At 56.8% G+C, this 18,383-nt stretch carries 13 protein-coding genes; 12 read left to right on the plus strand and 1 reads right to left on the minus strand.

Translation table 11 applies throughout. The features are described 5' to 3' along the window. The first annotated feature begins 1,167 nt into the window (after positions 1-1,167). From rpsL to Tam1G_RS03200, 5 genes are all read left to right on the plus strand, one after another. Positions 1,168-1,539 (plus strand): 30S ribosomal protein S12, encoded by a 372-nt coding sequence (gene rpsL / locus Tam1G_RS03180; RefSeq protein WP_003813881.1) that lies wholly within the window; start codon positions 1,168-1,170, stop codon positions 1,537-1,539. A gap of 5 nt (positions 1,540-1,544) precedes the next feature. Further along, complete coding sequence (rpsG, locus tag Tam1G_RS03185) at positions 1,545-2,015, plus strand: 30S ribosomal protein S7 (RefSeq protein WP_003828652.1); 471 nt, start codon at positions 1,545-1,547, stop codon at positions 2,013-2,015. Between the two features lie 26 nt (positions 2,016-2,041). Beyond that, positions 2,042-4,165, plus strand: coding sequence for an elongation factor G (gene fusA / locus Tam1G_RS03190; RefSeq protein WP_033889608.1), 2,124 nt, complete (start codon positions 2,042-2,044; stop codon positions 4,163-4,165). A gap of 174 nt (positions 4,166-4,339) precedes the next feature. Next, positions 4,340-5,539: an elongation factor Tu gene (tuf, locus tag Tam1G_RS03195; RefSeq protein ID WP_033889609.1), complete on the plus strand. Its 1,200-nt coding sequence runs from the start codon at positions 4,340-4,342 to the stop codon at positions 5,537-5,539. A gap of 233 nt (positions 5,540-5,772) precedes the next feature. Further along, positions 5,773-6,816, plus strand: a complete 1,044-nt coding sequence (locus Tam1G_RS03200) for a zinc-dependent alcohol dehydrogenase family protein (RefSeq protein WP_033889610.1) — start codon at positions 5,773-5,775, stop codon at positions 6,814-6,816. A gap of 177 nt (positions 6,817-6,993) precedes the next feature. On the opposite strand, the gene Tam1G_RS03205 is transcribed toward Tam1G_RS03200, so the two are convergent. Then, complete coding sequence (locus Tam1G_RS03205) at positions 6,994-8,082, minus strand: DUF6591 domain-containing protein (protein ID WP_101625430.1); 1,089 nt, start codon at positions 8,080-8,082, stop codon at positions 6,994-6,996. Between the two features lie 172 nt (positions 8,083-8,254). Here Tam1G_RS03205 and Tam1G_RS03210 point away from each other — a divergent pair, with 172 nt between their 5' ends. The 7 genes from Tam1G_RS03210 (at position 8,255) to Tam1G_RS03240 (ending at position 18,211) form a co-directional block, all read left to right on the plus strand. Beyond that, entirely contained in the window at positions 8,255-8,704 is a 450-nt protein-coding gene (locus Tam1G_RS03210; protein ID WP_101625443.1) for a helix-turn-helix domain-containing protein, read from the plus strand. A gap of 78 nt (positions 8,705-8,782) precedes the next feature. Beyond that, positions 8,783-10,438 carry a serine/threonine protein kinase gene (locus tag Tam1G_RS03215; protein ID WP_101625444.1) on the plus strand — a complete coding sequence of 552 codons (1,656 nt, stop codon included), beginning with the start codon at positions 8,783-8,785 and terminating at the stop codon, positions 10,436-10,438. Between the two features lie 75 nt (positions 10,439-10,513). Further along, positions 10,514-11,524: a LacI family DNA-binding transcriptional regulator gene (locus Tam1G_RS03220; RefSeq protein WP_101625431.1), complete on the plus strand. Its 1,011-nt coding sequence runs from the start codon at positions 10,514-10,516 to the stop codon at positions 11,522-11,524. A 270-nt stretch (positions 11,525-11,794) separates the two neighbouring features. Further along, positions 11,795-12,751 (plus strand): nucleoside hydrolase, encoded by a 957-nt coding sequence (locus tag Tam1G_RS03225; protein WP_101625432.1) that lies wholly within the window; start codon positions 11,795-11,797, stop codon positions 12,749-12,751. A gap of 33 nt (positions 12,752-12,784) precedes the next feature. Continuing rightward, positions 12,785-14,203 (plus strand): MFS transporter, encoded by a 1,419-nt coding sequence (locus Tam1G_RS03230; RefSeq protein ID WP_033889614.1) that lies wholly within the window; start codon positions 12,785-12,787, stop codon positions 14,201-14,203. A 160-nt stretch (positions 14,204-14,363) separates the two neighbouring features. Further along, positions 14,364-15,368 (plus strand): ribokinase, encoded by a 1,005-nt coding sequence (locus tag Tam1G_RS03235; RefSeq protein ID WP_051917246.1) that lies wholly within the window; start codon positions 14,364-14,366, stop codon positions 15,366-15,368. A gap of 188 nt (positions 15,369-15,556) precedes the next feature. Continuing rightward, positions 15,557-18,211, plus strand: coding sequence for an excinuclease ABC subunit UvrA (locus Tam1G_RS03240; RefSeq protein WP_033889615.1), 2,655 nt, complete (start codon positions 15,557-15,559; stop codon positions 18,209-18,211). Positions 18,212-18,383: the final 172 nt, after the last annotated feature.

The raw sequence follows: 18,383 nt of genomic DNA on the forward strand, positions 1-18,383 counted from the left end.
AGATGCCTCTGGGCCGTGCCGCGTCGCGCGTCTTTTTGAGGTACCGGTCCATCGTGGCCGCGCTCATCCGCTCCAGCTCGCGGAACGCGAAACCGTCCCAGTCGGCGAGCTCGCCGTGCGCGCGCAGCATGGGCATCCACAGGGGCAGCATCGCCTTGAGGTACTTCGCNCACGGCGCATCCATCATCAGCCACACCTGGACCAGCAGCTCGCGCGACTGCTCCGAATACCGCTTCGGCCGCTCCGCGGGCGACATCGACGGCCTGCCGCGCCCGGCTTCCGTGAGTCTGCGTCTCGCGGTGCTCCTGCCGATTCCCAGCACGGAGCACATCTCATCGAGGATGCGTCCCTTGTCCTTCTTCGACGCCTTCATGTATTCATCCCTGAATCTCAGGGTGACCTGCCGCTTCGTCGCCATGCTGATCCTGTCTTCCATAAGACAAGCCAAACAGGACCGATACCGTTCGCGCTCATTCCCGATGAGGCACCACCACACCCTACGCGCTCAAAAAACGTGAGGCACGTCGATCGGGCGTTTTGCAGGAGCGGTTTTGCTATACTGGGAACCGCGGAAAACATTGAAAAGAAACGGCGAGGATGCCGGTTCCGCAAGCGGTTTCCATAACAGAACAACCAACAGGCAACAGTAGTTAATTAGGTGATAGCTAGTTAAGTAATGGTGTTTCCCTCCTTGGCGGTGCCCCCGAGTGACATGGACTCCTCGGGGGCATCTGCTGTTTGGGGGAATTGTGGGGAAAGTTCATAATCCACACGGAGCTGGATGGTTGGGGTAACCGTTGTGAGACCGTAGGCTTGGCCGAACGGCCTTGAGTGTGTCGAACAACGGATACCTCAACCATCCAGTGGTCAATTGCGGATTGATCCGGCGCGTCGTTGTCTGGCCAATCCGTAATATAGATATTCGTGTGTGCCAACGGCATGCCTTATGTAACAGGTGTGCGCGCTGGGATATCCTTCAAGTCGATGATCGCACGCAGCAATGCGAACGCGGGAGGCGGGGAGGCCATCGGGCCGGTGGACTGGGCTAACTTTTGACTATTCGTCAGACGCGGATTTAATACGCGTGAGAGCGATTCAGTGAAAAGTGTGGGCGCAGTGCGGCGGTCACACGAAAGTAAGAGAAACCACTGAATCGGAGAATTCAAGTTGCCTACTATTGAACAGCTCGTCCGTAAGGGACGTCAGGCAAAGCCGAAGAAGTCCAAGACTTTGGCACTGAAGGGAAGCCCGCTGCGTCGTGGCGTGTGCACCCGTGTCTACACCACCACCCCGAAGAAGCCGAACTCGGCTCTGCGTAAGGTTGCCCGTGTGCGCCTGTCCTCCGGCATCGAAGTCACCGCCTACATTCCGGGCGAAGGCCACAACCTGCAGGAGCACTCCATCGTGCTCGTGCGCGGCGGCCGTGTGAAGGATCTGCCGGGTGTGCGTTACCACATCGTGCGTGGTGCACTCGATACCCAGGGCGTCAAGGACCGTAAGCAGGGTCGTTCCCTGTATGGAGCAAAGAAGGCGAAGTAAGAGATATGTCACGTAAGGGACCTTCCAAGAAGCACGTCGTGCTGCCCGATCCGATCTACGGTTCCACCGTGGTGGCGCAGCTCATCAACAAGATTCTGCTTGACGGCAAGAAGTCGATCGCCGAGGACATCGTGTACTCCGCTCTCGACATGGTCAAGGAGAAGTCCGACCAGGAGCCGGTCGCTGTTCTGAAGCGCGCCCTGGACAACATCCGTCCGTCCCTCGAGGTTCGCTCCCGCCGTGTCGGTGGCGCTACCTACCAGGTGCCGGTCGAGGTCAAGCCGAACCGCGCTAACACCCTGTCTCTGCGCTGGCTGACCGACTTCTCCCGCGCTCGTCGTGAGAAGACTATGGCCGAGCGTCTCGCCAACGAGATTCTGGACGCTTCCAACGGCCTCGGTGCTTCTGTCAAGCGCCGCGAGGATACTCATAAGATGGCAGAGGCCAACAAGGCCTTCGCTCATTACCGCTGGTAATTAATCCAGGAGAATAAGGAATAACGATGGCTCAAGAGATTTCGGACCTTCACGACGTCCGCAATATCGGCATCATGGCTCACATCGATGCCGGTAAGACCACCACTACCGAGCGAATTCTGTTCTACACCGGTAAGAGCTACAAGATCGGTGAGGTTCACGATGGCGCAGCCACCATGGACTTCATGGCTCAGGAGCAGGAACGCGGCATCACCATTCAGTCTGCTGCTACCACCTGCTTCTGGAACCGTCAGACTCACGACACCAAGGACAAGTTCCAGATCAACATCATCGATACCCCTGGCCACGTGGACTTCACGGCCGAGGTGGAGCGCTCCCTGCGCGTGCTCGATGGTGCCGTTGCCGTGTTCGACGGCAAGGAAGGTGTGGAGCCGCAGTCTGAGACCGTGTGGCGTCAGGCTGATAAGTACAGCGTTCCGCGTATCTGCTTCGTCAACAAGATGGATAAGCTGGGCGCCAACTTCTACTACTCCGTCGACACCATCAAGGAGAAGCTGGGTGCTAACCCGATCGTTATGCAGCTGCCGATCGGCGCTGAGAACGACTTCGCCGGTGTTGTCGACCTGGTTGAAATGAAGGCCTACGTCTGGAACGGTACCGAGGGCCTCGGCGCTAAGTACGACACCACTGAGATCCCGGAGGACCTCAAGGACAAGGCTGAGGAATACCACGAGAAGCTTGTTGAGGCCGCTGCTGAGGCTAACGACGAGCTGATGGACAAGTTCTTCGAGGAAGGTGACCTCTCCAAGGAAGAGGTCCGCGCTGGTATTCGTCAGCTGACGATTGCCAAGAAGGCCTTCCCGGTCTTCTGCGGCTCCGCCTTCAAGGACAAGGGTGTTCAGCCGATGCTGGACGCCGTTGTTGATTACCTGCCGTCTCCTGAAGACGTGCCGGCTATCAAGGGCTACAAGCCGGGCGATGAGTCCGTCGAGATCGATCGTCACCCGACGAAGTCCGATCCGTTCTCCGCACTGGTCTTCAAGATTTCCACCCACCCGTTCTACGGCAAGCTCGTGTTCGTGCGCGTCTACTCCGGTTCCGTCAAGCCTGGCGACACCGTGCTGGACTCCACCCGCGAGAAGAAGGAACGTATCGGCAAGATCTTCCAGATGCACGCCGATAAGGAGAACCCGATGGATGTGGCCGATGCCGGCAACATCTACACCTTCGTGGGCCTGAAGAACGTCACCACCGGTGACACCCTGTGCGCCATCGACGAGCCGATCACCCTCGACTCCATGACCTTCCCGGATCCGGTGATCCAGGTTGCCGTTGAGCCGAAGACCAAGGCCGATCAGGAGAAGATGGGCATCGCTCTGGCCAAGCTGGCTGAAGAGGATCCGACCTTCCAGGTCACCACCGACGAAGAGTCCGGCCAGACCCTGATCGCAGGTATGGGCGAGCTCCAGCTCGACATCATCGTTGACCGTATGCGTCGTGAGTTCAAGGTCGAGTGCAACCAGGGCAAGCCGCAGGTTGCCTACCGCGAGACCATCCGCAAGGCCGTCATGGACCAGGGTTACACCCACAAGAAGCAGACCGGTGGTTCCGGCCAGTTCGCAAAGGTCCTGATGAACTTCGAGCCGCTCGACACCACCGAAGGCAAGACCTTCGAGTTCGAGAACGCCGTCACCGGTGGCCACATTTCCCAGGAGTTCATCCCGTCCATCGAGGCTGGCGTCAAGGAAGCTATGGAATCCGGTATTCTCGCCGGCTTCCCGGTTGTGGGCGTCAAGGCTACCGTCACCGACGGCCAGATGCACCCGGTCGATTCCTCCGAAATGGCCTTCAAGCTCGCAGGCTCCATGTGCTTCAAGGAGGCTGCTCCGAAGGCTAAGCCGGTCATCCTCGAACCTATCATGAAGGTCGAGGTCCGTACTCCGGAAGAGTACATGGGCGAAGTCATCGGCGATCTGAACCAGCGTCGTGGCAACATCCAGTCCATGACCGACGCCATCGGCGTCAAGGTCATCGACGCCAAGGTCCCGCTGTCCGAGATGTTCGGCTACATCGGCGATCTGCGCTCCAAGACCCAGGGCCGCGCCATGTTCACCATGGAGATGGACTCCTACGATGAGGTCCCGAAGAGCGTCGCTGAAGAGATCATCAAGGCTCAGCGCGGCGAGTGACACGCGCCACTAACTGAAGTTCGCTAGTGTCTCCAGTCAGCGGTAATATCGTGTACCGCTGACTGGGTTCTGGCTCTTCAAAGTGGCACATAACCCAGAAACCCAGTAGAATAGAGCGAGTGCCTACGCGAAAGGGCGTAGGAAACTCACGAGACGTCCAGGAGGACAAGAGTAATGGCAAAGGAAAAGTACGAGCGTACTAAGCCGCACGTTAACATTGGTACCATCGGCCACGTCGATCACGGTAAGACTACCCTGACTGCCGCCATCTCCAAGGTGCTGCACGAGGAGTTCCCGGATGTCAACCCGGAGTACGACTTCAACCAGATCGATTCCGCTCCGGAAGAGGCCGCCCGCGGTATCACCATCAACATCGCCCACATCGAGTACCAGACCGCTAAGCGTCACTACGCTCACGTCGACTGCCCGGGCCACGCCGACTTCGTGAAGAACATGATCACCGGTGCTGCCCAGATGGATGGCGCTATCCTCGTTGTGGCCGCCACCGACGGCCCGATGGCTCAGACTCGCGAGCACGTTCTGCTCGCTCGTCAGGTGGGCGTTCCGAAGATTCTCGTCGCTCTGAACAAGTGCGATATGGTCGAGGACGAAGAGCTCATCGAGCTCGTTGAGGAAGAGGTCCGTGACCTTCTCGACGAGAACGGCTTCGATCGCGACTGCCCGATCATCCGCGTCTCCGCTTACGGCGCTCTGCATGATGACGCTCCGGACCACGAGAAGTGGGTTGAGCAGGTCAAGAAGCTCATGGACGCTGTCGACGAGTACATTCCGACCCCGGTTCACGACCTGGACAAGCCGTTCCTGATGCCTATCGAGGACGTCTTCACCATCTCCGGCCGTGGTACCGTTGTCACCGGTCGTGTCGAGCGTGGCCAGCTGGCCGTCAACACCCCGGTCGAGATCGTCGGTATTCGTCCGACCCAGCAGACCACCGTCACCTCCATCGAGACCTTCCACAAGACCATGGACGCCTGCGAGGCTGGCGACAACACCGGTCTGCTGCTGCGTGGTCTCGGCCGTGACGATGTCGAGCGTGGCCAGGTTGTGGCCAAGCCGGGCTCCGTCACCCCGCACACCAAGTTCGAGGGCGAAGTCTACGTGCTGACCAAGGACGAGGGCGGCCGTCACTCGCCGTTCTTCTCCAACTACCGTCCGCAGTTCTACTTCCGCACCACCGACGTCACCGGCGTCATCGAGCTGCCGGAAGGCGTCGAGATGGTTCAGCCGGGCGACCACGCTACCTTCACCGTTGAGCTGATTCAGCCCATCGCAATGGAGGAAGGCCTGACCTTCGCAGTGCGCGAAGGTGGCCACACCGTTGGCTCCGGTCGTGTGACCAAGATCCTCGCCTGATTCACTGAATCACGCAAGAATCTACGCTTGAACTAGCGTTATAGGAAATCCCCTTCGAGGAAACTCGGAGGGGATTTCTTGTATGTGACGCATGCTTACACCTGTATCAAATTTGTATGAATTAGCAGTGGGACATAAGTCTTAGGCATAGCTGTGCATGGTCAATGGGTATTGGATATTGCTATCGAATAGTTGTTCAATAGGAGTCAATATCAATAATCAAAGGAGCAACAATGAGCGAGACCATGAAAGCTGCCATCTTTGTCAAGCCTGGACAGATGGCTGTGGAAGAGGTGCCGAAGGCACGCCTTGAACAGGATGATGATGCGGTTGTGCGTGTTGTGCGTGCTTGTGTGTGCGGTTCCGATCTGTGGTATTTCCGTGGGTTGAGCCCGCACCCCGAACACGCGCAGATTGGTCATGAGTCGATTGGCGTGGTCGAGGAAGTGGGTTCGGCAGTCACGTCTGTGAAGTCCGGTGATTTTGTGGTACTGCCTTTCCCGTACAGCTGCGGCAAGTGCCCGGTGTGCAAGGCCGGTTTCGAATCCGTATGCCCGCACGGTGGCTACTTCGGTGCCAGCCAGGCCGAATATGTGCGCGTACCGGAAGCCGATGGCACCGTGGTTAAGGTGCCCGGTTCTCCTGAGGATTACGATGATGCCACGCTCGCTTCGCTGCTGACCATCGCTGACGTGATGTCCACTGGCTACCACGCAGCAGTTTCCGCCGAAGTCAAGCCCGGCGACACCGCCGTGGTAATGGGTGATGGTGCGGTTGGCCTGTGCGGCGTGCTGTCCGCGCACATGCTCGGTGCCAAGCGCATTATCGCGATGAGCCGTCACGAAGATCGTGCCGCGGTCGCCCGTGAGTTCGGTGCCACGGATATTGTGGCTGAACGCGATCAGGCCGCCATTGACAAGGTGTTGGAGATGACCGGCGGCTATGGCGCAGATGCCGTGCTCGAATGTGTGGGTTCCAAGCAGTCCTTCGACACCGCCATCGGTCTCATTCGCCGCGGTGGCGTGATCGGCCGTGTTGGTCTGCCGCATGATGTCGAAATCAGCGCCGAGGGCACGTTCTACGGCAACATCGGTATCAAGGGTGGCCCGGCTCCCGTGCGTCATTACGATCTGCAGTCCGGCCTGCTGGACACCGTGGTGAAGGGCGAAATCAACCCCGGTCGCGTGTTCACCGCCGAGTTCGACCTCGACCATATTCAGGAAGCTTATGAGGCAATGGATCAGCGCAAGGTCATCAAGTCCCTGATTCGCTTCTGAATTACCGCAGCGAATGGTTCTCATTAACGACTGTGCGGGGATTGCACACGCACTTGAACATCCTCACGTTGCTTCCATCGTTGGGATTACGAGGAAGGTATGACTGTGATGTTCGTTTGATGGTGTGTCAATCCCCGCACGTTTGCTATTGAGAATGATTCGCTGCGGTATCGGTCGCTACTGCAGTGTACCGAGCTTCTGATTAACTCGGGTTTGCACTTCGATGTAGTACTGCAGTTCTTCGTCGGTCAGCGAACCATCGTCCACGGCATCGAACTTTTGCACCATGTCGCTGTACTGCTTGGTCCACTTGGCGTAGTCGGCAAGCATGGAAACCGGATGACCTTCGGAGTTGTACTTGTTCATGAAGTCCACGTAGTCGTTCATGATTTTCTCGTAGCTATCCATTGCGGCCTTGAAATCACTTTCGGATGGGCTGGAAGACGCATTGGAGTCGGTGTTCGCAGAATCATCAGAGGCAGTGGAATCATCGGTAGAGGAGTCCGAGGAACCTGAAGAGTCCTCTGGTGGATAGATGGAAATATCCATCACATTCGTGTTGTATTCATTCACCGATGCATGCACACTGTAGCCAGCTGCATTCTTAGCTGTAAATGCCTCGTCGGACTTGGAATAGTCGACGGTGAAACCCTTGTCCTGCAATGCCTTTATATAAGCCGTATATGCAGTGGAATCCGTATCGCATACGGAGATGGAGAATAGGCTGGAGCTTTCGCTTTCGATCTTACCGGTGGTGGATTGCGGTTGCGGCAGCTGTGCGACCAGGTCAGAGGACGGCCAGCTATACGCTTTGCACGTCACCTTCATGGATTCCTTGAACGCGGCATCATCAGCTGCGCTCTTGGCGCCGGCGCGCACAATGCCAACGCCGCCGATAATCAGCGCCACTACGGTAATACCAACTGCCACCCAAGCGAGTACACGGCCTTGAACTTTGCCATCCTTACGCGTCACATACAAGGAGAAGCCGGAAAGCAATACTGGCAAAACCGCAAGGACCACCAGTGTGCTCCAAGAGTTTATGCCGATGAAAGTGCTCAGCAGGAACACTGCGTCCACAATGATGGCGAAAACCGCAAGTTTCGAAGTCTTCTTATGCGGTTTCGGTTGCTGAATGGCGGGACCATTCGTTGGAATTCCTGTAGGGTTAGCAGGTCCGTTTGGATACACAATTGGCGTAGTGGGTTGGCTGGGCTGCCCGTTCGGCTGCTGTGCCGGAGCCGGCTGATTGAATTGATTGGTCATAGTATCTTCTCTCCTTTCCAATCAAAAGCCACTAATCTCGCGGAAATTATTGCGTAGAACCAAACAGCATTCCTCAGCTGGCTGCTGAATTACTCAGTTGCCAACTGAATTTCAAGGAATTTGTTTGATGGCTGACTCTGCTCGCCTGCAATACAGCGGTATAAAGGAAGGCATGAGAACGAACGGTACTTCAGGCGAGAAAATCCTTACCGAAGAACTACTGGACCGGTTACTTGCCAGCAACAGCATCGAGGCATATCTGGATGAGGAGAAAATTAAGGACCGCGAGCTGGTTGATTATCTGCAGTTTCTGTTGGCTCGGCATGGTTTGAAACGTGCTGACGTGGCTCGTGCATCCGGTCTGAACGCCACAGTGGTGTATGACATTTTCGCCGGTAAGAGCAGGCCGGGGCGCGATCATGCGATTATGCTGGCGTTCGGGTTGCAGTGCGACGTGAGAGAAACCCAGCGTGTACTGCGTTTTGCCGGTGTCTCTGAGCTGTGGTGCCGGCAGCGGCGCGATGCCATTATCTTATGGTGTGTGCAGCAGGGCTTCGACCGGGCGTCTACGGATGATGAACTGCATCGATTTGGCGAACCGACGTTGCTGAGCGTGGATTAGCATAGAGAAAATATGGAGCATGCAATGTTTGCAATGCTCCAGAAACTGAGCGATTGCGGCACTGGGGGAGGGCACGTCATGGATGATATGCAAACGATGCATGCCATGATGCTGGACGATGCCTACCATGTTGAGCAAGTGTTGGCGAACGGACAGTATGGCATTACCGAGCTGGTTACGCTCGATGGCACCGGCCCGTTTGTTCGTAAAAAGATTCCTCTGCAATTCGCACGCAGACGCTTATGGTCAACGATTGCTGAATGCCGTTCGCCACGCTTGCCGCAGATTGAAGCCACATATGAGCTGCCTGACTGGTTTGTGGTGATTTACGATTATGTGCAAGGTGTCACGCTCGAACAGTACATGGCCGAGCGCGGACGTTTATCTGCTGATGCGGCGATTCGCATTGTTGCGCAATTGTGCGAAGCGGTAGACGAATTGCATCGGTGCGGTATTGTGCACCGCGACATCACCCCGGCGAATATCATCATGGCTGCTGACGGCGTGCATCTTATCGATTTTGGCATTGCGCGCGAACACAGTGGCGCTGATGGAGCCAACGGTATGCCGCGCTCGCATGATACGACCACGCTGGGTACTTGGGGTTTTGCGGCTCCGGAGCAGTATGGTTTTGCGGCCACTGATGCGCGTAGCGATGTGTACGCCATCGGATGTGTATTGGGATTTTTGGTTACCGGTGTGCAGCCTTCAGATAAGAATCACTATGAGCGGCTGCTTGCGGATGCTGATGTGGTTGATTCGCGCATTCGCTTCATTGTGCAGCAGGCATGTGCGTTTGAGCCAAGTGCTCGACCGCAGGATGCGGCAGCCTTGCGTCGATTGCTGTATTCCGCGAATGCTGGGTCGGCAGGCGCGTACGGCAGTGGGGAAGCGCCTGATGCAGCGCATAGTGGTACGGTGCGGCGTTTGCGCAGACGATGGGTGATGTGGATTGCTGCGGTGCTGGTAATGGTGCTGATTGTGGCCGGCGGCATTACCGGATATGCGCTGTTGCGTGGGAATCTTGGCGGTGGGCTTGCGCAATCGAGCTCCGATACGCAAACTTCAACCGGTAAGGTTCCTGATAAGAACGGTGGCGATTCCTCGCCGGATTCATCGTCAGCTGGCAGTAACGATGGGAAGGAAGCGTTGCAGAATAACCCTCTTGAACTGACCGAATCTGGATGGTCGGCACCAAACGGGTATGTGGAATATGCGCTTGCGCTGCATAATACGGATGTTACGTATGCTGTACAGTTCCCTCAGGTCACGGTTACCGGTAAAAGTGCCGATGGATCGGTGATGTTTTCGCATACACAGGTGTTCGCTATCGTGTATGCCTCAGAGACTGCGTATTTCGCAGGGCAGGCCGGGGACGGTGAGAAACCGGCGAGTGTGGAATTCACGGTGGAGAAGCCATCAGCGGATGATTTGTTGGATACCGGTGGCGCGGAGTCGTTCACTGTTCGGGGAGTCAAAGCGCGCAAGATCGATTTGGGCGGTACGACCTTCAGCGGGGAAGTGGTGTGCGAGCGTGATGATGACAATGGCAAAGGCTTATATGCGGACGACATCAGTGTGACGCTTGTCTTGCGTGATAAACAGGGACAGATCGTATATGGGCGCAATACCAATGTGATCAAGCCCGCACAGGGCAGTGCCAAGGCGTTTTCTATCGAGACGTACGATTTGCCGGCATATGCGTCATACGATGTGTATGCGCATGTGTACTAGGATATTCCGGTACGGTATTGATGTATCGTTACATCAGGAGTGTGCTCTACTGATATTGAGGTAGGGGAGGGCCTTATGGCATTCGTGACCATTCGAGATATTGCGCAGGAAGCCGGCGTTTCCGTTACGGCGGTTTCGCAGATTCTGCATGATAAAGGCCGTTTCTCTCAGCAGACGCGCGAACTGGTGCGTCAGACCGCCGAACGATTGGGGTATGTGCCCGACCAGCGTGCTCGTGCGATGCGTTCGGCCGCCACGCAAACCGTAGGACTTCTGGTACCGGACCTACGCAACCCGTATTTCGCCGACATGGTTTCCTCGATGGAGGAGGAGCTGTATAGACGAGGTTTTACCACGTTGATTGGTTCCTATGGTGAACGGGTGGATAGGCAGGATGCGTTCTTGCGCAGTCTGCTCGGCCAGCGTATCGATGGGGCCATCGTAGTGCCGCAAGGTGGGCTTTCCCAAGGATTGCAACTGTTGATTGAGCGTAAGTTGCCGTTGGTGTTTGTGGATCGTCTGGTGCCGGGAGCGGAGAATGTTCCGTTTGTGGTTTCCGATCCCAAACCTGGTTTGGAGGAGGCTCTGGAACGACTGGCCGGGCTGGGGCACAGGGCAATTGGATTTGTTTCGCATTCCGCATTGGGGTCGTTCAGCGTAAACGAACGTGCGAAGGCGTTTTCCGCTGCCATTCGAGAGCGGATTCCTGGCGGGACCGGCGTGGTGGTTGACTGTAATTCAACGGTCGAGTCGAGATCTTCTGCTCTGGAGCGTTTGAACAATGCGGGGGTTACGGCCATTATCTGTGCGTATTCTCCGGATGCCATCACCATGTTGGGGCTGCTTCAGGAACGTGGCATTGCCATCGGCGATGCGGTGTCGCTGATTTCGTTCGATGACATCGAGGCATTTCGTTTGATGGTTCCGCAAGTATCCGTGATCTCTCAGCAGGCCGATGCGATGGGCCGGCTTGGCGTTGAGATGCTGATACGGCGTATCGCTTCGGGAACTGAAGTGGCTGCGCATACGCACTGTGTGCCCACGGTATTGCATATGCGCGGATCATGCGGTGTCGCAGTCGTATGATGTTGGGCCTCTATGGATTTCCTGATTGACGCACCGGCTAGCAAGAATGACGGCTGGGGCAGCCTATATGTGTATAGGCTGAGTGCTGTCGTGCTGATATGCAACACGCTGAAAAGGGCAATGGTTATTTGACAATATTGATTTAACGTTTTATCTTTGATGTTGTCAGATGATAAAACGTTAAATCAAAGCTTTCGGGCTAGACCACAACGCCCATCATCACCGGTCGCGGAAGACCGGTTTAACGCCATCAATGAAGAAAGGCACTCAATGAAGAAGCTCATTCTCGATCTCGATACCGGTGTAGATGACGCGCTTGCCATCTCCTATGCACTGGGCAGCCCGGAGGTCGAACTCATCGGCATCACTGGTACGTACGGCAATGTGCTGCTCGATCAAGGTGTACGCAATGCACTGGCTATCACCGATCTGCTGGGTCATCCGGAAGTCAAGGTGTATAAGGGCTTGCCGCATTCCAGCACTACCGATTCCTTTGAAGTGCTCGACATTTCCGCTTTCATCCACGGCAAGAACGGCATTGGAGAAGTCGAAATCCCGGATTCTCCGCGTCAGCCGGAAACCGAATCCGCGGTCGACTTCATCATCGATGCAGTAAAGACCTACGGTAAGGATTTGATCTACGTACCCACCGGTCCAATGACCAACATTGCCGCAGCTCTAAAGAAAGTTCCCGAAATCAAGGATGAAATCGGCAATATCGTGCTCATGGGTGGCGCACTGACCGTACCGGGCAACTGCAACGCTTGCATGGAAGCCAACATTTCCCAAGATCCGGAAGCCGCGAACGAACTGTTCCATTCAGGTGCTCCTGTCACTATGGTCGGCCTCGACGTAACGCTGCGCACGCTGCTGACCTATAAGGAAACCCAGCAGTGGCGTGATCTCGGTACCAAGGCCGGCAACTTCCTCGCGGATATGACCGACTTCTATATCAAAGCCTATGAGACCACGTCGCCACACCTCGGTGGCTGCGGTCTGCATGATCCGCTCGCTGTGGCGGTGGCCATCGACCCAAGTCTTGTCACCCTGCTGCCACTCAATATGAAGGTCGATCTGGAAGGCCCGACCCGCGGCCGTACCATCGGAGACGAAACCCGCTTGAGCGAACCGGCTGACACCACCAAGGCCGCCGTGCAGGTTGATGTGCCGCGCTTCCTCAACGAATTCATGACCCGCATCACTAACCTCGCCAAGGCCGCCGAGTAATACCACCATCGCATATATATAAGGACTTCAATCATGTCGAATACCGCAACTGTGCCTGCAAACGCATCCGCTGATCCGTGGGCCGATCCGGAAACCAGCAGCAGCATGGCCGTCAAGGCCCTGATTCCGCTGCTCATCACCTTCATTCTCGGCACCCTGTGTCTGCAGGGCTTCAACTTGGTCTTCACCCAAGTCGGTGCAGACGTCGGCGCACCAGCGCAGGCCTCGCTGATCACTGCCATCCCCGGCATCGTGCTCGGCATCGTCTGCTTCATCTACGGCTCCCTTGGTGATTTCGTCTCCCTGAAGAAGCTCGTGGTCGTTGGTCTGATCACCCTGTTCATTGGCTCGATTTTCGGCTTCGTGGCCAACTTCTTCTTTGCCGCGAACCTGTGGACCGTAATCATCGCCCGCGTCCTGCAGACCGCAGGCGAGCAGGTGGCCGGTTCCGCGTTCCTCGTGGTGGCCAGCAAGTACCTGAAGCCATCGCTCAAGGTGATTTTCTTCGGCCTGTTCACTGCCGGCTACCAGCTGTCCGCATCCATTGGCGTATTCGCTGCCGGCATCCTGAGCTCCATCGCATGGCAATACCTGTTCCTCATTCCTTCCGTCACCATCGTCTTCCTGCCGCTGCTGCTCAAGAACCTGCCGGACAAGCAGGGCAATGGCGAGAAAGTCGATTGGCTCGGCTTCACCATCTTCGGCGTGGCCACCGCATTCCTCACCCTGTTCTTCTCCTACATGGCATGGTGGATGCTCGCCGTGGCCATCGCACTGTTCGTGGTCTTCGCCGTGTACATCACCAAGGCTGCCAAGCCGTTCGTGACTCCGGAATTCTTCAAGAACAAGCGTTGGCTGTGCGCCATCAGCCTGATTCTGGTGTTCTACTTCACCAACTACTTCATCTCCCCGATGTTCAACGCCATCGGCACCAACATCTACGGTATGACCACCACGCAGGTCTCCCTGCACATCGTGTTCGCCTTCCTCGTGGCCGCTGCATTCGGCATCTGCTCGGGCGGCATCGTAGGCAAAATCGGCATCCAGCGTGCCCTGCCCATTGCCGGCACACTGATGGCGGTCGGTTTCATCGCCTCCGGTCTGGCTGTCAACTCCGGATTCGTGGTGCTCACCCTGTGCGCATGCTTCTTCTACGCAGGCTGCGGCCTCATGTACTCGCCGGTCGTTACCACCGTGCTTGGTACGCTGTCCGCTGACGAGTCCGGCCGCGGCGTGGGCATGAACGATCTGGCCATGAACGTCAGCCCCTCCATCGGCATCGCACTGTTCTCCAGCCTCATGGGTTCGCAAGCATTCTCCGGATTCAGCGTGATTGGAGCCTCCGGTGCGGCCGCCAGCTACTCCAACATCCTGATTCTCGCCGGCTGCGCGCCGATCCTCGGTCTGATTGTGTTCTTCGCCTTCCGCAAGAAGATCTACACCGATAAGTAAGCAATACTTCCGATCAACCATCGGACGGCTGTGATACTACGGCCGAATATAGTAGCCATATCAAGGCCGTTGGGCCGGTCTTATATCCGGTTCAACGGCCGTTCTCATGCGAAAATCACTCAGTTTCCCAATCAATTCACCTCACGAAAAGGCAACTCTCATGTCTGATTCTGTTTCTTCTTTCTTCTCTTCCACTACCTCTTCCAATAATGATGTGCTTGCCTTGCTCGACCATATTCACGGTTCGGTCAGCGTGGTTGGCTCAATGAACGCTGACTACACCGTTGCCGCACAACGTCTTCCCGGCCCGGGAGAGACGGTTGCAGGCGGACCATTGCAGATCTTGCCTGGCGGCAAGTCCGGCAATCAAGCTGCTGCAGCAGCGCGTATAGGTGCCAATGTGCGCATATTTGGCGCGGTCGGCTCGGATAGCAACGCTGATTTTCTGCTGGGAGCCTTAGACGATGCTGGCGTAGACACTGCCAATGTGCGTCGCGTGGCTGGACCGAGCGGCACCACCGTCATTATGGTGGACGCGGCAGGGGAGAACGCCATCGTGTATTCACCGGGTTCCAATGCACAAGTCACAGCGGACTATATTGAAGCCTCACGCGAGGCATTGACCGGCGCCAGTGTGCTCGGACTGTGTTTGGAAAGTCCGATGGAAGCTGTGACTGCGGCGGCACGCATGTGTCATGAGGCCGGAGTCAAGGTACTGCTCAATAATTCACCGTTCACGCCGGTTTTGCCAGCTGAGCTCATCGAAGCTGCTGATGTGCTGTTGGTTAACGAACATGAAATGGTGCAATTGCTAGGGATTGCAGAGCCTGAGAATGATGATTGGTCAACGTTTGACTGGGAGACCGCACGGCAGCGCATGCACGAATACGGGTTCAAGCAGGCGATAGTCACTTTAGGCGGTGATGGATCGATGGTACTGGATTCCGCATGCACGCGTATTGCGCCGGTGAAGGTGGATGCTGTGGATACCACCGGGTGCGGCGACTCATTCATGGGTACTGTGCTGGCGGGGCTTGCCTCTGGTTTTGCGCTGCGCGAGGCGGCCAGCCTGGCATCATATGTGTCCGCCTATGCGGCCACCGGTTACGGTGCCCAAGCATCCTATGGCACGGCGGCGCAGATCAGGGAGCGTTTTTCCTTCTGAGTAACCGCGCAGCGAATCATTCTCATTAACAACCGTGCAGGGATTACGCACACAATCGAACAAAAGCGCATTGCTACCATCGTTGGAATCGCAGGGAAAATGCGGTTACGATGTTCGTTTGAGAGTGCGTCAATCCCCGCACGGTTGTTAATGAGAACCATTCGCTGCGGGGGAGGGAGGGGAGCTTCATGACACAAGGGCAGCAGCAGAAGCCAACTACAATAGAAGTGCGCGGCGCCCGCGTGCATAACCTTAAAAACATCAACGTCGATGTGCCGTTGGGCGAGCTGGTTGGCATCGCCGGCGTCTCCGGTTCAGGCAAAAGCTCCCTGGCATTAGGCGTGCTCTACGCGGAAGGCTCCCGGCGATATCTCGAAGCCCTCTCCACATACACGCGTCGCCGTTTGACCCAGGCCTCCCGCGCGCAAGTCGACGAAGTGTTGCATGTGCCGGCTGCGCTTGCCCTGCATCAGCGGCCGGCAGTTCCCGGCATTCGCTCAACGTTCGGCACAATGACCGAACTGCTCAATAGCTTGCGATTGCTGTTCTCCCGCTGCGCATCACATGTCTGTCCATATTGCGGCGCGCGCCAAAAACCCACGCTGAATGTGGCAGCTGAACTGCCGATGATCTGTATTAGTTGCGGCAAGGAATTCCAAGCTCCGGGCGCAGAATCATTGGCATTCAATTCAGCTGGCGCATGCCCTACCTGCTCAGGCACCGGCATTGTGCGCGAAGTGAACCGTGCGGCCTTGGTGCCAGATGAGTCAAAAAGCATCGATGACGGTGCGGTGTTGCCGTGGGGTTCCCTGATGTGGGATCTGATGAAGCAGGTGTGCGGTGCGATGGGCGTGCGCACCAATGTGCCGTTCAAAGAATTGACACCTGAAGAGCGCGATATCGTCTTCAATGGTCCGGCAGTCAAAAAGCATATTCTGTACCGGCCAAAGAAAGGTGACGATTTCGCTGAACTGGACTTCACCTACTACAACGCGGTCTACACGGTGGAAAACGCGCTCGCCAAAGCCAAGGATGAGCAGGGTTTGAAGCGTGTGGCGAGGTTTCTGGAAGAAAAGCCATGCCATGACTGTGGTGGTACGAGGCTGAGCTCGGCGGCCCGAGGGCCTGAAATTCGTGGTATTAATCTGGCGCAAGCCACGGCTATGACCTTGGATGATGCGGTGGCTTGGATGCACGGTGTGCCGGAATCATTGCCGGTTGACATGCGCCCGATGGCCACCAATATTTGTGAGTCTTTCCTCGATGTGGCGAAGCGGCTGCTCGAGCTCGGGCTTGGGTATCTTGCACTGGATCGTGCCGGTTCCACTTTGTCCACCGGCGAACGCCAGCGCGTGCAGTTGGCGCGTGCCGTGCGCAACCGCACCACCGGCGTGCTGTATGTGCTGGACGAGCCGTCCATCGGGCTACATCCCTCGAATGTAGACGGTCTGCTTGGCGTGATGCATGATCTGGTGGCGGACGGCAATTCCGTGGTCGTGGTCGACCATGATGTGCGCGTGCTCAAAGCCGCGGACCATCTCATCGAAATGGGGCCGGTCGCCGGTGCCGGCGGTGGCTATGTGATTGCACAGGGTGCGGTTAGTGAGGTGGCGCATAATGCGAACAGCCGTATTGCGCCTTTCTTGAGCGAAGACGGGCAGCAACGGATTCGCGCGCGAGTTGCTGTCCACGATGATTCTTCCGAAACGATGCCGCAGCCAAGCCGACCTGAAGCAGCATCAACGGAATCAAGCATGTTCGCCAACGGACGTATTCACATGGAGACCGGTTCGCTGCATACGGTCAAGCCATTGACCGTGGATATTCCGCGCGGCCGATTAGTGGCCGTCACCGGTGTTTCCGGTTCTGGGAAAACCACGATGGTGCTGGAGTCGCTGATTCCAGCGCTGAAAGCCGCGGCCGCCGGTGAATCATTGCCGAAGCATGTGCATGCGTTGCAGGCGGACGGTATAACACGCGCCAATCTCATCGACGCCACGCCCATCGGCGCGAATGTGCGTTCCACTGTGGCCACGTATGCTGGCATCCATGATGAGCTGCGCCGAGCATTCGCACGTTGCGAGGAAGCCAAAGCGGCTGGTTATAAGGCCGGCGACTTTTCCTATAACACCGGCCGGTTGCGCTGCCCAACCTGCGATGGTACCGGTTCGATTTCGCTCGATGTGCAGTTTCTGCCGGATGTGACCATTGCCTGCCCAGACTGCCAGGGCTCGCGTTATGCGCCGGAAGCCAGCACCATTCATCGGCAGGTGAAAGCTGCGAAATCCTCAACCGGTCGAAAGACTGCGAAGAATGTGGCAGACGAAAGCGGTAACGCTGTTACCTCGGATGTTTTCGAGGTGTCGCGCTTGCTAACACTGCCGCAACTGATGTCCATGAGCGTGGACGAGGCGCTGGCCGTGACCGCTGATATGCGAAAAGTGCATGCACGCCTTATCACCTTGCATGATTTGGGGCTTGGCTATCTGACTCTTGGCGAACCCACGCCATCCCTTTCCGGCGGCGAGGCGCAGCGATTGAAGCTCGCCAGTGAGATGGGTCGTGCGCAATCCGACGCGGTGTTTGTTTTCGACGAGCCGACCATCGGCCTTCATCCCCTCGATGTGCAGGTGTTGCTCGGTGTATTCGACCGGTTGATGGCAAGCGGTGCCACGGTAGTGGTCATCGAACATGACTTGGATGTCATCGCTAATGCCGACTGGGTGATTGATCTGGGACCGGGCGGTGGAGAAGCGGGCGGACGCATCATAGCCACTGGTACGCCGGAACAGATTGCATCTGATCCCGTGAGTATCACCGGCAGGTATCTCAGCGTGCGCTGAGCCGCGGAAGTGCTGCGATCACAGTACTTTTTGCGCGAAAAGTGCGTTGCTGATACAGCATATGCCTCGTATGGCGGGCGAATAAGAGAGCTTAGGTGCGGCAGGGGAGTAGGATAACCGGCGTGAATCAGGTACATGGCATCAAACGCGCGAATGCGGACGCAAAGTACCA

It is taken from the genome of Bifidobacterium imperatoris, from assembly GCF_002860405.1.
Classification (GTDB): Bacteria; Actinomycetota; Actinomycetes; order Actinomycetales; family Bifidobacteriaceae; genus Bifidobacterium; species Bifidobacterium imperatoris.

Coding starts and splice junctions, on each gene's coding strand:
- rpsG (WP_003828652.1), top strand. CDS start 1,545: ATGTCACGTAAGGGACCTTCCAAGAAGCACGTCGTGCTGCCCGATCCG.
- fusA (WP_033889608.1), top strand. CDS start 2,042: ATGGCTCAAGAGATTTCGGACCTTCACGACGTCCGCAATATCGGCATC.
- tuf (WP_033889609.1), top strand. CDS start 4,340: ATGGCAAAGGAAAAGTACGAGCGTACTAAGCCGCACGTTAACATTGGT.
- Tam1G_RS03200 (WP_033889610.1), top strand. CDS start 5,773: ATGAGCGAGACCATGAAAGCTGCCATCTTTGTCAAGCCTGGACAGATG.
- Tam1G_RS03205 (WP_101625430.1), bottom strand. CDS start 8,082: ATGACCAATCAATTCAATCAGCCGGCTCCGGCACAGCAGCCGAACGGG.
- Tam1G_RS03210 (WP_101625443.1), top strand. CDS start 8,255: ATGAGAACGAACGGTACTTCAGGCGAGAAAATCCTTACCGAAGAACTA.
- Tam1G_RS03215 (WP_101625444.1), top strand. CDS start 8,783: ATGGATGATATGCAAACGATGCATGCCATGATGCTGGACGATGCCTAC.
- Tam1G_RS03220 (WP_101625431.1), top strand. CDS start 10,514: ATGGCATTCGTGACCATTCGAGATATTGCGCAGGAAGCCGGCGTTTCC.
- Tam1G_RS03225 (WP_101625432.1), top strand. CDS start 11,795: ATGAAGAAGCTCATTCTCGATCTCGATACCGGTGTAGATGACGCGCTT.
- Tam1G_RS03230 (WP_033889614.1), top strand. CDS start 12,785: ATGTCGAATACCGCAACTGTGCCTGCAAACGCATCCGCTGATCCGTGG.
- Tam1G_RS03235 (WP_051917246.1), top strand. CDS start 14,364: ATGTCTGATTCTGTTTCTTCTTTCTTCTCTTCCACTACCTCTTCCAAT.
- Tam1G_RS03240 (WP_033889615.1), top strand. CDS start 15,557: ATGACACAAGGGCAGCAGCAGAAGCCAACTACAATAGAAGTGCGCGGC.